This is a genomic window from Campylobacter sp. JMF_11 EL3, assembly GCF_027736965.1.
In the GTDB taxonomy this organism is placed as follows: domain Bacteria; phylum Campylobacterota; class Campylobacteria; order Campylobacterales; family Campylobacteraceae; genus Campylobacter_B.
In genome coordinates this window covers 80,850-95,320 of the sequence record NZ_JAOVTJ010000002.1, presented here as the reverse complement: position 1 = coordinate 95,320, position 14,471 = coordinate 80,850, and the positions used below count along the sequence as shown (strand labels likewise).

Sequence of the window (14,471 nt, the reverse complement as noted above, 5' to 3'; positions counted from 1 at the left end):
CTAAAATCGCAAAATGATTATTTACGGAAAACAATTATTTTTACATATTTTAGAACACCATAGCGAAAAATTTGTTCGCATTATGCTTGCTAAGGAGTGCGAGAGCGATATTTTTCGCCGGATTGCGCGCACTGGCGTCAAAGTCGAGCGCGTAGATAGCAAAAAAGCCCAAGCTTTGGCGCATGGTGGCAATCATCAAGGTTTTTTAGCTGAGGTTGGCGAGTTTGAATTCGCTGAGTTTGCGAGTGTGAAAAACGATGAATTTTTGGTCGTTTTATACGGGCTGACCGATGTGGGAAACATCGGCGCGATTATGCGCACGGCTTACGCTTTGGGCGCAAATAGCGTGATAATTGTCGCAAATAATCTAAACATCGAAGGCATTTTAAGGGCTAGTTCGGGCGCAGCCTATGAGCTAAATGTCGTAAGGCTCGCTGACGGACTTAGCGCGCTAAATGAGCTAAAACAAGCTGGGTTTGAAATCTGCGCTGCTAGTGCGGACGGAGAGAATTTCAAAGAGCTTAAATTTGCCAAAAAAAGGGCGCTTGTTATGGGTAACGAGGGATTTGGAATCCCTGCAAAAGTGCTTAAAAAATGCGATAAAAAAGTATCTATAAAAATGCGCGAGGGTTGGGATTCGCTAAATGTAAGCGCCGCTTTTGCGATACTTTGTGATAGGATTTTAAATGGATGAGAAGGAAAAAAAAGATCTAGATTTAGAGCGTTTGCGAGGCATGGATTTAGGCGAGGTCGCCAATGCAACGCATATCGAAGTGGAAAATTTAAAAGCGATTTTAGATAAAGATTTTCAAAAACTTGTGAATTTCAATGTCGCTGGATATATCAAAATTTTAGAGCGCGAATTTGGGCTGGATTTGAGCGAGTGGTTGAGCGAGTTTAGGGCTGCAAAGGCTAGTTTTGAACCAAACAAAAGAGCTCATGTCGAAAAGGTCTATGCGCGTGCAAGCGGTAGCAAAAGAGAGGGTGGAGGCTGGATAATATGGCTAGTGGCTATATTTTTGATAATCGCTGCGATTTTTTATTTCGAGCTTCATAAGAAATTTAACGAATTTTTAGGCTCCATGCTAAATGAAGAAACTAACGCCACATACTCCGATAATAGCGTGGTTAGCGATACGCAAAAACAGCTAGAAAATGTAGGCATCAAGCCTTATGAATCGCCGCGCGCATCGGAATTTAACGCTAGTGCTTATAGCGTCAGCGATTACAACGCAAGTGCGCCAAATGCGCTAGATCGAAGCATACAAATCATCAAAGCAGAGGCTAATGCAAGCGACGCAAACGCAAGTGATAGCAATGCTAGCGATAATAACACAAGCGCGAAATTTAGCCCAAGCGACGAGCTTAAACTTACACCGCATGTTAAAATTTGGCTAGGAATAATAAATTTAACTACTGGCAAAAAACGAGAATTTGTCACAAGCGAAAGCTATACGCTAAGTGCTAGCGACGAGCTTTTAATCGCTACTGGGCATGGTATGTTTGACATAGGAAAGCCAGGCGATCCAGTGAAATTTAGCGAGAAAAACACAATCAAACTCCACATCAAAAACGGCGAAATAAACAAAATTTCAAACGAAGAGTTTATTCGGCTAAATAAGGGCAAAAAGTGGTAAAAATCGTTTTCGCGCTCGCGTTTTGTTTGGGGCTGGCTTTTTGTGCGAGCCCTAGTGAAATTTTGGCGCGTTACGATATCAACGCAAGTGAAGATTTGAGCGATAAAAACGGCTTTGCCGACCTTACAAAGATAAGCAAAATTTTAGAAAAAAACCAAATTTTAAATTTCACTCCAAGCGATGGGGCGCGCGGGATTGAGATAAAATTTCTTACAAAGCAAAATTCAAAATTTCTTTTAAAACCGCTAAATTTGGTCTTTGACAGGCTAAATTTAGAGAATTACAAAAATTTATCTTTTCTAAATTTAGACGAGGGCGAAAAGCTAAGAAGCATACTTTTGCGCACAAACCGCATGATTGACCCAGGCGCGATTTACGCAGAGCTTAAAAAGCATAAAATTTATGTCGAGGATTTTATGATTTTAGGCGATGTAATGCTGTTTCGTCTGAATTTCGAGAGTATGAATTTACTCACAAACAAAGAACAAAACGAGCTAAAAAGTAGCTATTTTATAAATATCGCAAATACAAAAAAAGCAGTTGTTAAAACCAAAGGTGCGCAGGTTTGGTATCCAAACATAGCCTTTTATGACAAAAATTTAGACGAAATTTCAAACAAAATCAGTGAAGCAAAAGTAAAAGAGTTGGAGATTAAATTCCCGCCAAATGCGCATTATATGCACCTTTGCGACGCATTTGCTGGGGAAAATATCAAACAAGGCTTAGAAATCAAACTTATAGGAGGATGAGATGTTTGACGAGATTAGATTTGGCAAAATCGAGCGATTGCCTAATTATGTTTTTGCTGAGGTCAATGCGATTAAAATGGCAGCACGCCACAAGGGCGATGATATAATCGACTTTTCTATGGGTAACCCAGACGGCCGCACGCCACAGCACATCATCGACAAGCTTTGCGAAAGCGCGCAAAAGGACAAAACTCACGGATATAGCGTAAGTCAGGGCATTTACAAGCTTCGCTTGGCATGTGCTAACTGGTATAAGCGCAAATACGGCGTCATGCTTGACCCAGATAGCGAAATCGTCGCGACAATGGGCTCGAAAGAGGGTTTTGTGCATTTAACAAGCGCGATAATCAACCCTGGCGATGTAGCCGTAGTCCCAGATCCTGCCTATCCGATCCACACCCAAGCCTTCATTATAGCAGGCGGAAATGTGGTGAAAATCCCTTTGCCTTACGATGCGCAAACTTTGGAATTTGACGAGAATAAATTTTTCATCGAGCTTCAAAAAACATTTGATGAGAGTATTCCTAGACCAAAATATGTCGTGGTAAATTTCCCGCACAATCCAACAACCGTAACCGTCGAAAAGAGCTTTTACGAGCGCCTTGTAGCAATGGCGAAAAAAGAGAGATTTTATATCATCAGCGATATCGCTTACGCTGAGATTAGCTTCGATGGATATAAAACTCCAAGTATCTTTGAGGTCGATGGTGCCAAAGATGTCGCAGTCGAGGCATACACACTATCGAAAACTTATAATATGGCTGGCTGGCGCGTGGGTTTTGTATGCGGAAACAAACGCCTAGTTGCCGCGCTTAAAAAGATAAAATCGTGGTTTGATTATGGTATGTTTACCCCAGTCCAAGTCGCCGCTACAATCGCGCTTGATGGCCCACAAGAGTGCATTGATGAGATAAGGGCGACTTACCAAAAACGAAGAGATGTCTTGCTAGAAGCCTTTGGCAACGCGGGCTGGGAGATCGCTACCCCGCAAGCTAGCATGTTTGCATGGGCAAAACTGCCTCCACAATGCGCTGGATTAAAGAGCATGGAGTTTTCAAAACAGCTTCTAACGCAGGCTTGCGTGGCTGTTAGCCCAGGAATTGGCTTTGGAAGTGCGGGAGATGATTATGTGCGAATTGCCTTTATCGAAAACGAAAATAGAATCCGCCAAGCAGCGCGAAATATCAAAAAATATCTTAAAGAGGTCAAATGAGAGTAGCGATTTTAGGCGTCGGAACCGTCGGTAACGAGGTAGCAAACATACTCATCGAAAACGAAAAGCTAATCACTGCGCGCGCTGGGGTTAAAATCGAGCCAGTTATCGGCGTGGTGCGAGACCTAAGCAAAAAGCGCAGTGCTAAAATCCCGCTAAGCGATGATTTAAATTCAGTCATAAACCGCGATGATATCGATGTTTTTGTCGAACTCATGGGCGGGGTCGAAAAGCCTTATGAGATAGTTAGTGAAATTTTAAAACGCAAAAAGGCTGTCGTTACCGCAAATAAGGCACTTTTGGCTTATCATAGATATGAGCTTGAAAATTTAGCCGGCTCCACGCCTTTTGGTTATGAAGCTAGCGTAGCGGGCGGAATTCCGATAATCAAGGCTTTGCGCGAGGGTTTAAGTGCGAATAAAATCGAAAAAATCATCGGTATATTAAACGGCACTAGCAATTATATCCTCACAAATATGATGCAAAAAAACGAAAATTTCGAAGACGCGCTAAAAAAGGCGCAAGAGCTAGGTTACGCTGAGGCTGATCCGACCTTCGATATAGGCGGATTTGACGCAGCACACAAACTGCTAATCCTAGCTAGCATTGCTTATGGGGCGCAAGGTAGGCCTGAGGATATTTTGATAAAAGGTATTGATAGGATTAGCAAAGAAGATATATATTTCGCGCATGAATTTGAGTATGTAATCAAGCTTTTGGCGATTGCAAAACGCATTGATGAAAGCCGTGTCGAGCTTCGTGTCCATCCAGCCCTAATCCCACAAAACGCAATGCTTTCTAAGGTCGGTGGGGCAATGAACGGCGTGAGCGTTTTTGGGGATTGTATGAGCGAGAGTATGTTTTATGGGCCAGGAGCTGGTGGCAAGGCTACGGCAAGTGCAGTTATAAGCGATTTAATCGATATAGCTCGCGGTAACAAAAGCCCGATTTTAGGCTATAAAAAAGAGCTTGAAAATGATTTTGCAATTTCGCCTATGGGTGAAATTCGCACGAAGTATTATTTGCGAATTCGCGTCAAAGACGAAAAGGGCGTTTTGGCTAAAATCACAAATATATTAAGCGAAAACAACCTCTCAATTGATAGCTTTTTGCAAAAACCAAAGCAAAAAACCGAGGAGTGCGTTACGCTGTTTTTCACCACTCACACGAGCTTGGAGGCCGATGTCAAGCGCGCTATGGGCGAGCTAGACGCGCAGGAGTTTATCATACAGCGACCATTTATGATTAGAATCGAAGAGTAATGGGGCTAAGGGAATATCTTTTTGGATTTTCAGCAGAAGATAGAGCTGTATCTTGGCTAGAAGAGAATAAATTTAAGATAATCGCGCGAAATTTTCACTCACGATTTGGCGAGATTGATATCATCGCGAGCAAAGATGAAATTTTGCACTTTATCGAAGTTAAGGCGACTAGTGGCGATTACTGCGCTGCTAGCCGTGTAACGCCTGCAAAGATGAGCAAAATTTTAAAGGCGATTGATTATTACATTTTGACAAACGAAATTTGCGATGATTGGCAGATTGATTTAATTGAAATTTATCCGCAACGGATAAATTTTATCAATAATATTTCATTATAACCCAAATTTTTACCTTTCATTAATATTGTAAAACTATAATAGTCCGATTTTCAACCAAATTTATTTAAAGGAGAATTTATGGGAAAATATATCGAACTTACATCTGCAAATTTCAAAGATGTAGTAGGCGAGGGCGTTGCGTTAGTTGATTTCTGGGCTCCATGGTGCGGACCATGCCGTATGATAGCCCCTGTCATCGACGAGCTAGCAAACGAGTTTGAGGGCAAAGCTAAAATTTGCAAGGTAAATACCGATGAAGCGCAAGATTTGGCAGTAGAATTTGGCGTTCGCTCGATCCCAACTATGCTATTTTTCAAAAACGGCGAAGTTGCAGCTCAACTAATCGGCGCGCAATCAAAACAAGTAATCACTGATAAAATCAACTCATTACTTTAAAATTTAAGGGCGAAAGCCCTTTTTATTTTTCACTGAAATTTAGCCCTAAATTTGATTAAAAAATAAAACAAAGGAGAAAAAATGTTAGATTTAGCAATCATTGGTGGCGGTCCAGCTGGGCTAAGTGCGGGACTTTACGCCACAAGGGGCGGACTTAAAAATGTCGTAATGTATGAAATGGGTATGCCAGGAGGCCAAATCACAAGTAGCTCCGAAATGGAAAATTACCCCGGCGTAGCGACCGTGATGGACGGCATGAGCTTTATGGCGCCATGGCAGGAGCAGTGCTTTCGCTTCGGGCTAAAACACGAAATGATAAGCGTCGAGCGTATCAAAAAAGACGAAGACGGCGCATTTAGTATATTTTTAGAGGGTGGCAAAACCGCTCGTGCCAAGGCTGTAATCGTAGCCACAGGCTCGAAACCTCGCAGAGCAGGAGTCAAGGGCGAGGACGAGTTTTTTGGGCGTGGCGTTAGCACATGCGCTACTTGCGACGGATTTTTTTATAAAAACAAAGAAGTAGCGGTGCTTGGCGGTGGAAATACTGCGCTCGAAGAGGCGCTGTATTTAGCAAATATCTGCTCGAAAGTCTATCTAATCCACAGAAGAGACGGCTTCCGCGCTACGCCAAACACTATCGAAAAGGTCAAAAATAACGAAAAAATCGAGCTTATCACAAATGCCATTGTCGATGAGATCAAAGGCGATAATAGCGGAGTAACGGGCATCGTCGTTAGCGATAAAAACACAGGCGCAAAAAGAGAATTGAGCCTGCCTGGGATTTTTACCTTCGTGGGGCTTGATGTGCGAAACAGCGTGCTAAGGGACGAAAACGGCGATTTTATCTGCAATATGAACGACGAGGGCAAGGTCGTGGTAAATCTAAAAATGCAAACAAGCCTGCCAGGTCTTTTTGCGGCGGGTGATTTGCGCATAGATGCGCCAAAACAGGTCGTTTGCGCAGCCGCAGACGGCGCGACAGCCGCCCTTGGCGTGATTTCATACTTAGAGCACTCAAATTAATCAAATTCTAAATTCTTAAATTTCAAACCCCAGCCACGCCTTGTGGTTGGGGTTTATGTAAATTTTAAAATTTTAAAATTTGCAAAAACATTGAGTTAAATTTTAAATTTGTATAAAATTTGCAGAATTGTGAATTTTGGAAAATTTTGCGCTAAGAATTTGAAATTTTGAAATTTAAATTTTGGCGAGAGAGTGAGGGAATCGAACCCCCCAGAAAGCGGTCAACCGCCCTCTTATCGGATTTGAAGTCCGCAGACGCCACCAGGTCATCATCCTCTCCAAAACTCGCCATTATAGCAGGCTAAATTTGATTTTAGATTAAATTTTTAACCTAGATTTGCTTATTAAGAGTGAAGGCAGGATTATGAGCGCGCCAAGCAACAAAAGTGCCATTACAAGGCAGATCAAAAGCCCAAAATAAATCGTCGGCCAAAAATTGCTTATCATCATAACGCTAAATCCCAGAATTATCGCAAACGAAGTGTAATACATCGCATACCCGATACTAGCGTGGCTTGCGCGGATTGCCTCTGCGCTATCTTGCGTGCGCGCGAACTCGCGTCGGAAGCGAAATAGATAGTGTATGACATCATCTACGCCGATACCGATACTAATCGCGGCAATCGTAATACTCATAATATCTAGTGGAATGCCTAAAATCCCCATTATCCCAAAGCATACGCAAAGCGGGATTAGATTTACCACAATCGCGATAAATGCGTAGCTTAGCGAGCGGAAAATCAAGCAAAACAGCACAAACAAAACCCCAACCGTAATGCCAAGCGTGCCGATTTGCGAGCTCATTAGGGTTTGGAGCATGTTGTTATAAAGCACCATTATACCGCTTACCTGCACGCTTACGCCGTCATTTGCGAGCAATTTATCTAAATCATTTTGCAAATTTTGCAAAAATTCATTTCTGCGCAAATTTGGGTCGCTATCAATCGTGCGAACGCTAAAATGCGCCTCATTTTCTTCTATGCTAACATAGGGCGAAAGCACCATTTCTCGGTAGTTCTCAGGCAGTTCGGAGTAAATCAGGGCTAGCATTAAATCATCTAGCTCCTCGCCTGAGTTTATCTCGCGCCCGACTTGCAAAAGCGAGCTTAGAGAGCTTACTTGCCCGATAAATTTGTGATCGCTAATGTTTTGGTCTTTTAAAAATGCGTGAGTTTTATTGATAATGCGCATTTTTTGGGAGCTAAACCAGTATTTTGGGTCATTTTCGTTCGCGGCGTATTCAGCCTCGAATTCGTCCATTTCCTCGCTTGGCGCGCTCTGCGATTTTGGGAATTTTATCACGATATCGAGTGGAATCGTGCCTCCAAGCTTGGTGTCGATGACCTCCATACCGGCATAAATCGGGGTATTTTCCTTAAAATATCCGATAAAGCTGTTTTCCACACGCAATTTGCTAATCCCAAAAAGCCCAGCCAAAACAGCTAGCGCGCAAACTGCGTAAATTTTGCCTCTGTGATTTAGGGCTAAATTCGCGCAAAAATGGGTGAAGCGAAACTGCTTCTCAAAACTGCGATTATTGTGCGTGCGCCTAGATATGCTCATCACCGCGCCAAAGAGGCAAAACACCACGACTAGCGAGCACGCAATTCCCACACTCATCATAATTCCTAGCGAAATCACAGGCTTAATATCACAGAAAATTAGCGACATAAATCCCACAATCGTGGTAAAAATCGCAAAAAAGCATGGCTTGGCCCGCTCGCGCAAGACCGCATATACTAGCTGGCGTTGCGAAAAGCTAGGAAATCTGGCGCTGTATTCGCGGTAAGCTACGATTAGGTGGATACATACTGAAACCGTTATGATTAGTACAAGGGCGATGAAATTTGAGCTAATTACGGTGATTTCAAAGCCCAAAAGCCCAAAAAGCCCGCTACTAATCATTACCGAGTAAGCGCAAATGATAAGCGGAAGCACGATGAATTTCGCCTGCCTAAAAAAGAGCCAAAAGCACGCTAGCAAGAGCACTAGCGCGCCCACGCCATAAGTGCTAAGATCATTTCTTACATAGCTTATCATATCATCGGCTATCATGTTTATACCGCCCAAAAACAGCCGCTCGCTAGGGTGCGCGCTAGAAAATTCGGCGATTATGGCTCGAAGGTTTTGTAAATTTTCGTGGTCTTTGATACGAAGTTCATCTCTGTAAGCTTTGAAATTTTGCTCGGCAAGTTTTAAATTTTGCTTTAAATTTGAAATTTCGGAATTCGCCAAATTTGATTTTTTTGCCAAATTTAGGGCGTTTTTTGCACTATCTCGCGCACGAAGCAGCTCTTCGTATTTTTTCTCTGGTTTTAAATTTATCAAAATTCCAGTCGTGCCAAAATCCGCACTGACTAAATTTGAAGCGTAAAATGGGCTGGTTAGTAGCTCACGCTTGGCAGCGGCTAGGTCGATATCTGCGTCTTTTAGCGTGGGGATATGCTTTAAAAGCTCGCTCAAATCGCCCTTTTTGTTTAACAAAAGCGGCACATTTCCCAAATCCACCACGCTATCAACGAAGTCTAGCGCGCTAAATTTGGCGTTAAGCTCTGCGATATTTTCAAGTGTTTGTTTGCTTAGCAAGTCTTGCGAGGGCGTGTATGCTACGACGAAAAAATTCGGCGTAGCATATCTCGCGCTAACTTCGCGCCAAATCTCTAAATCCTTGTCGTTTTCTAAAAGCAGGGTTTGGCTAGAAGCGTCAATTTCAAGGTGAGTGCAAAAATAACCAAAAAAGAGCGCAAGAGCGCTAAATATAGCTAAAACGCTCTTTGGAAATTTGACAATTAAGCGAAAAATGCGTTTCAAGCGTTATTTGCCACTTTCAATTACGGTCGCATTAAGGCGTTTTAATAGCTCGTCAAAGCCCAAATTTTGCGCGACATCGCCAAATTGTGAGCGGTAGGTTTGGATTAGGCTAACGCCCACGATATCGACATCGTAAATGCGCCAATCGCTTCCAGCCGGGAAAAATTTAAAATCTATTGCGTAGTTTTTATCCTCGCCGATGATTTGCGTTTTTAGCACCCGTCTTTTTTCGCTTGGAGCTTCTTTGCTTAAAATTTTCATATCTTGGTCGGTATAAAGCGAGAGTTTGTCGATAAATGAGTGTTTCAAATGCGCCTCGTAAGCTTTGTTAAACTCGGCGATTTGGGCGTCTGAAAGGTTCGCATAATGCTTGGCAAGGGATAGTTTTGCCATTTGTTTATAGTCGAAATACTCATCAAATAGAGCGAAAATTTTGGCTGGTTTAGCGTCCTTTGCGAGCGCGCCGTCCCTCATAATCGAAACTGCTGTGGCGACCTTTTGGCTCATTACTGGCTCGATATCAGCGTCGCTAATAGCGTGTGAAAAACTAAAAAGCAAAAACGCCAAAGTTAAAATTTTAAAAAATTTCATTTTTATTCCTTTATTTTTTGTTCTCTGCTCTGCTCATAAGCATCGCGTAAAAATGGGTATAAATCCACAGCTCCGCTTGTCATTTTCTCGTAAAATTCAGGATCGCGAGAGTAATCGTTAAAAATCCTAAACGCATTTATCGACATGCTCACGGTGCTATCGTCGATATAATTTACCGGATTGGTGAAAAAATCGCCCACAAGCCCGAAAGTATCGCGCAGGTTGCTAGACCCTAGTATAGGCCACACGATATGCGGTCCTGCTGGCACGCCCCAGTATCCTAGCGTTTGCCCGAAATCCTCATCGTGGCGTGGAATTTGAAAATGCAAAGTCGCCGCGTCGCTAAGCCCAGCAAAACCGATTGTGGTGTTTATCAAAAATCTCTTTGTCTCGTCCCATGAGTTTTCGAATTTGCCTTGTAAAAGGTTGTTTGTCAGGCGCATTGGATACATTAGATTGTGGAAAAAGTTCGCAAACGCCCCTTGTATGGGATCTGGCATGACATAATCATAGCCTGTGGCCACAGGTGTCACCAAATAGCGGTAAAACACATCGTTAAAGCCCGTCATTACGCGGTTATAGCCACTTAGCGGATCGAAAACTTCCTTTTGACTATACTCGGCGTCAAACTCATCAATCTCAGCGCTAGTATCGGTGGCATACAGCGCACAGCTACACGCAACAGCGCATAAAAAAGCTCTATGAAATTTCAACCCTTATCCTTTTAACTTTAATCGAAAGGGCGATTTTACAAAATTTAAGTAAATTTTTGTCTATGTGTGAAATTAAAATTAAAATAATGAAATAAAATCCCATAAAAAGGTATTTTTAAGCTTTTTAAATATATTATTTTATACAGACAAAATCACAAAAAGTAAATGAAATAAAAAGGAAAATTTATGAACGCCAAATTTGCGCTAGAACTTTATCTTAGCAAGGATACGACGCTGATTTCACGCCATATCGCCTTGCTAAAAGCTGTCGATGAGACCAAATCAATCACCAAAGCCGCCCAAAAAATCGGCATTAGCTATAAAAACTGCTGGGATAGCCTAAATTTGATAAACAACGCGAGCAAAAAGCCCCTGATTTCTCGCGCGCAAGGCTCGAAAAAAAATAGTGGCTCGGAGCTCACTGACTACGCTAAAAGCCTAATTCGCTCCTATGATATCATCAGCAGGGTCGGCGATAGCTTTTTGGAGCAAATTTTAAAGGCTGATGATATCAGCGATGAAAATTTAATCGGACTTGAAAGAATTGGCATAAAACTCTCAGCCAGAAATCAATTAAACGCCGTAATTAGCGAGATTAGCAGAGGCGCAGTCGATAGCATAATCACGCTCACGCTTTCAGGCGGCGAGAAGCTAGACGCGCAAATCACAATCGAAAGTGAAAAAAACCTAGAATTAAGGCCTGGCAAAGAGGTTTTGCTAATATTTAAAGCTCCAAGCGTGAAAATTTTAAAAGGCGAAAATTTGGGCGAGTGTAACGGCGTGAAATGCAAAATCAGTGATGTCAAAATCGGAATTAAAAACGCTCAAATTTGCCTTGATACCGCAGGTCATCAAAACATAATCGCCATAATCGCGCGCAAAAGCGCAAATGAGCTAAATTTGGGCGTGGGCGATGAGGTATGCGCTTGTATCGAGCCCGATGATATCATTATCGGCGTGTGATTTGCACGAAAAAATTTTAAAATTTAAAATCCATTTTTTTAAGGAGAATTTATGAAACACAAATTTTTACTTTGCGCTCTTGCGCTATGTGGTGCGTTAAATGCGGGCGAGGTATCTATCGCAGCGGCTGCGAATACGACTTACGCTTTTGACGAGATTAAGTCTGAGTTTGAAAAGCTAAACCCAGATACTAAGCTAAATGTGAGCCTTGGTGCAAGTGGTGCGTTAAATACGCAGATCAAAAACGGCGCACCATTTGATATTTTTATGGCAGCTGATATGAAATTTGCCGATGATTTGTTTGAGGCTGGTTTTGCTACGGCAAAAGCGCAAACTTACGCCAAAGGCAAGGTTGCAATGCTAAGCGTGCGTGGCGTGGATCTTTCAAAAGGGCTTAATGCGCTAAAAGACGAAAAGGTAAAAACGATTTCTATCGCAAACCCAAAAACAGCCCCTTATGGCACTGCTAGCGTGGAAGCTATGCAAAAGGCTGAAATTTTTGATAGCGTAAAAGGAAAAATCGTCGAGGCTAAATCAATCGGCGAAGCCCTAACTCAGGCGCTAAGTGCCGCTGATGTGGGATTTATCGCAGCCAGTGCGATGTATGCGCCAAAAATGAAAGAGAGTGGCTGCAATGAAAGTGCATGCGAGGAGGGCAAACATTTCGTGCTAGTGCCTAGCGCGCTTTACGAGCCGATCGCGCAAGGTATGGTAATACTCAAAAAAGCCGAAAACAACGCCGAAGCAAAGGCGTTTTATGACTTTATTTTAAGCGAAAAGGGCAGGGAAATTTTCGCTAAATACGGATATGAGTTTTGAGAGTTAGGGTAGAGCAAATTTTAGCGAGTGAGGGAATTTATAAAATTCATTTCTCTCACGGGCTTTGCGGAGTTTTTTTAGAACTCCCAAAGCCCCTTAGTGTGGGATCTGGCGTAGAAATTGGCTTTAAAGCGACGCAGGCAGTATTAGCGCGCAAAAAATGCGAAATTTCAGCAGAAAATGAAATTTGTGCCGAGATTTCAGATATTAAATTTGGCGAAATTTTATCAAATTTAAGCTTTTGCAAAAGTGAGCAAAATTTAGAATTTGACATTATCGCAACCACGCAGAGCGTGCGAAATTTAGGGCTTTGCGTGGGCGATGAAATTTACATTTACGCAAATGCAAGCGCGATTTTTATAGAGAAAATTTATGATTAAGATTGATTGCGAAAAACGGCTAAACGAAAATTTTAAAATTAGTGTGAATTTAGAGATAAAAAAAGGCGCCTTTGTCTGTCTGTATGGGGCTAGCGGATCTGGTAAAACCACGATTTTAAGGCTACTTGCTGGCTTTATGAAAATAGATAGCGGGGCGATTAGAAACGGCGAAATCACGCTAGATAATGGGCAAAAATTTATGCACGCTAAGCAGCGAAGAATCGGCTTTTTGTTCCAAGACTACGCGCTTTTTGAGAATATGAGCGTGATAGAAAATCTGCTTTTTGCCAAAAAAGATTTGCAAAAAGCGGGCGAAATGCTAAAATTTTTAGAGCTTGAAAAATACGCAAATTTCGCCATTTCGCAGCTCTCTGGCGGACAAAAACAGCGCGTGGCACTGGCTCGTGCGCTCATGCAAAGCCCAGAAATTTTGCTACTTGATGAGCCATTATCGGCGCTGGATTACAAAATTCGTGAAAAAATCCAAGACTATCTCAAAAAAATCCATGAGAAATTTCGCCCTACAATTATCCTTGTCAGCCACGATATCAGCGAGATTTACAGGCTGTGCGAGCGTGTGTATGAGCTAAAAAATGGAAGCCTTGTGCGCGAGGGTTCGCCAAGTGAAATTTTCTTGCAAACTAGCGGTTCGCAAAAATTTAGCTTTCGTGGCAAGGTGGTTGCTTTGCGCGAAGCAGGTGGTGTAAATATCGCTATAATCGCTGTTGGGGCGCAACTTTGTGAAGTGGTTTTAAGCGTGAGCGAGGCTAGGGATTTGCGCGTGGGCGATAGCGTGAGCGTGGGCGCAAAAGCCTTTAATATAAATTTGAAAAAAATCGAGGAAAACAATGATTGAAGCTTTACGAAATTTAGATCTCACGCCGTTTTTGATTTCGCTTAAACTCTCAGTGGTGACGACATTTACTCTGTTTTGGATTTGCCTGTTTTTGGCATATTTTATGGCGTATAAAAATTTCAAAGCCAAAAGCGTGATTGAAAGCGTCATTTCGCTTCCACTCGTGCTTCCCCCAAGCGTGCTAGGATTTTATCTGCTCGTGTTTTTATCGCCGTATTCGACGCTTGGCAGGTTTTTCGATGAAAATTTTGGTGTGCGATTTGTCTTTAATTTCAGTGGTTTGGTGATTGCAAGCTGTATTTACTCTCTACCATTTATGTTTTCGCCAATGCTTAGCGGGTTTCGTTCGCTTCCAATCTCGCTTCGCCACGCTTCGTGGTCGCTAGGTAAGGGATTTTTTACCACGCTTTTTAGGGTGCTACTACCTGCGATGAAACCGTCCTTGATAAGCGCTGTGGTGATATGCTTCGCGCACACTATGGGCGAATTTGGCGTGGTGCTGATGATAGGAGGCTCTGTGAGCGAGCAGACCAAGGTAGCTTCGATTGCGATTTATGAGGCGACTGAAATTTTGGATTTTACCAGCGCGCATTTATACTCGGCGATTATGCTGATTTTTAGCTTTTTGGTGCTTTTGGCTATGCATTTTTTGGGAGAAAGGTCAAATAAAATAAGACTTTAATCACTTTTTTGCTAAAATGGCGCGAAAAATTTAAATTT

Annotated in this window: 16 protein-coding genes and 1 tRNA gene; 13 read left to right on the top strand and 4 right to left on the bottom strand. The window is 42.4% G+C overall.

Annotation, left to right across the window (positions count from 1 at the left end; all coding sequences use genetic code 11):
• Positions 1–13 precede the first annotated feature (13 nt).
• The 8 genes from rlmB to trxB all read left to right on the top strand — a co-directional run bounded on the left by rlmB (position 14) and on the right by trxB (position 6,618).
• The gene (rlmB, locus tag OFN67_RS03995) at positions 14–694 is read left to right on the top strand and encodes a 23S rRNA (guanosine(2251)-2'-O)-methyltransferase RlmB (protein ID WP_270868478.1); all 681 of its coding nucleotides are present in this window, start codon (positions 14–16) and stop codon (positions 692–694) included.
• Complete coding sequence (locus tag OFN67_RS03990; RefSeq protein ID WP_270868477.1) at positions 687–1,637, top strand: helix-turn-helix domain-containing protein; 951 nt, start codon at positions 687–689, stop codon at positions 1,635–1,637. Before rlmB ends, OFN67_RS03990 begins: the two co-directional genes overlap by 8 nt.
• Positions 1,631–2,386 carry a hypothetical protein gene (locus OFN67_RS03985; RefSeq protein ID WP_270873967.1) on the top strand — a complete coding sequence of 252 codons (756 nt, stop codon included), beginning with the start codon at positions 1,631–1,633 and terminating at the stop codon, positions 2,384–2,386. The genes OFN67_RS03990 and OFN67_RS03985 overlap by 7 nt, the downstream gene beginning before the upstream one ends.
• A gap of 1 nt (position 2,387) precedes the next feature.
• A complete protein-coding gene (locus OFN67_RS03980) occupies positions 2,388–3,599 on the top strand; it encodes an LL-diaminopimelate aminotransferase (protein WP_270868475.1) in 1,212 nt (403 codons plus the stop codon).
• Complete coding sequence (locus tag OFN67_RS03975) at positions 3,596–4,861, top strand: homoserine dehydrogenase (protein WP_270868474.1); 1,266 nt, start codon at positions 3,596–3,598, stop codon at positions 4,859–4,861. Before OFN67_RS03980 ends, OFN67_RS03975 begins: the two co-directional genes overlap by 4 nt.
• Positions 4,861–5,199 (top strand): YraN family protein, encoded by a 339-nt coding sequence (locus OFN67_RS03970; RefSeq protein ID WP_270868473.1) that lies wholly within the window; start codon positions 4,861–4,863, stop codon positions 5,197–5,199. Before OFN67_RS03975 ends, OFN67_RS03970 begins: the two co-directional genes overlap by 1 nt.
• Positions 5,200–5,277: 78 nt before the next feature.
• Complete coding sequence (gene trxA / locus OFN67_RS03965) at positions 5,278–5,595, top strand: thioredoxin (RefSeq protein ID WP_270862210.1); 318 nt, start codon at positions 5,278–5,280, stop codon at positions 5,593–5,595.
• 81 nt (positions 5,596–5,676) lie between these two features.
• Positions 5,677–6,618, top strand: a complete 942-nt coding sequence (gene trxB / locus OFN67_RS03960; RefSeq protein ID WP_270862209.1) for a thioredoxin-disulfide reductase — start codon at positions 5,677–5,679, stop codon at positions 6,616–6,618.
• Between the two features lie 182 nt (positions 6,619–6,800).
• On the opposite strand, the gene OFN67_RS03955 is transcribed toward trxB, so the two are convergent.
• The 4 genes from OFN67_RS03955 to OFN67_RS03940 form a co-directional block, all read right to left on the bottom strand.
• Positions 6,801–6,898, bottom strand: a tRNA-Sec gene (locus tag OFN67_RS03955).
• 38 nt (positions 6,899–6,936) lie between these two features.
• A complete protein-coding gene (locus OFN67_RS03950) occupies positions 6,937–9,429 on the bottom strand; it encodes an efflux RND transporter permease subunit (RefSeq protein ID WP_270868472.1) in 2,493 nt (830 codons plus the stop codon).
• 3 nt (positions 9,430–9,432) lie between these two features.
• Positions 9,433–10,020, bottom strand: a complete 588-nt coding sequence (locus OFN67_RS03945; protein WP_270868471.1) for a Tgt2/MlaC family protein — start codon at positions 10,018–10,020, stop codon at positions 9,433–9,435.
• 2 nt (positions 10,021–10,022) lie between these two features.
• Positions 10,023–10,733 (bottom strand): MlaA family lipoprotein, encoded by a 711-nt coding sequence (locus OFN67_RS03940; protein WP_270868470.1) that lies wholly within the window; start codon positions 10,731–10,733, stop codon positions 10,023–10,025.
• A 186-nt stretch (positions 10,734–10,919) separates the two neighbouring features.
• Between OFN67_RS03940 and OFN67_RS03935 the strand changes: the two genes are divergently transcribed.
• From OFN67_RS03935 to modB, 5 genes are read left to right on the top strand one after another with little or no spacing between them, the layout of a single operon-like run.
• Positions 10,920–11,696, top strand: coding sequence for a TOBE domain-containing protein (locus OFN67_RS03935; RefSeq protein ID WP_270868469.1), 777 nt, complete (start codon positions 10,920–10,922; stop codon positions 11,694–11,696).
• 51 nt (positions 11,697–11,747) lie between these two features.
• Entirely contained in the window at positions 11,748–12,515 is a 768-nt protein-coding gene (modA, locus tag OFN67_RS03930; protein WP_270868468.1) for a molybdate ABC transporter substrate-binding protein, read from the top strand.
• Entirely contained in the window at positions 12,512–12,895 is a 384-nt protein-coding gene (locus OFN67_RS03925; protein WP_270868467.1) for a hypothetical protein, read from the top strand. The genes modA and OFN67_RS03925 overlap by 4 nt, the downstream gene beginning before the upstream one ends.
• Positions 12,888–13,751, top strand: coding sequence for an ABC transporter ATP-binding protein (locus OFN67_RS03920; RefSeq protein ID WP_270868466.1), 864 nt, complete (start codon positions 12,888–12,890; stop codon positions 13,749–13,751). Before OFN67_RS03925 ends, OFN67_RS03920 begins: the two co-directional genes overlap by 8 nt.
• Positions 13,744–14,433 (top strand): molybdate ABC transporter permease subunit, encoded by a 690-nt coding sequence (modB, locus tag OFN67_RS03915; RefSeq protein ID WP_270868465.1) that lies wholly within the window; start codon positions 13,744–13,746, stop codon positions 14,431–14,433. The genes OFN67_RS03920 and modB overlap by 8 nt, the downstream gene beginning before the upstream one ends.
• Positions 14,434–14,471: the final 38 nt, after the last annotated feature.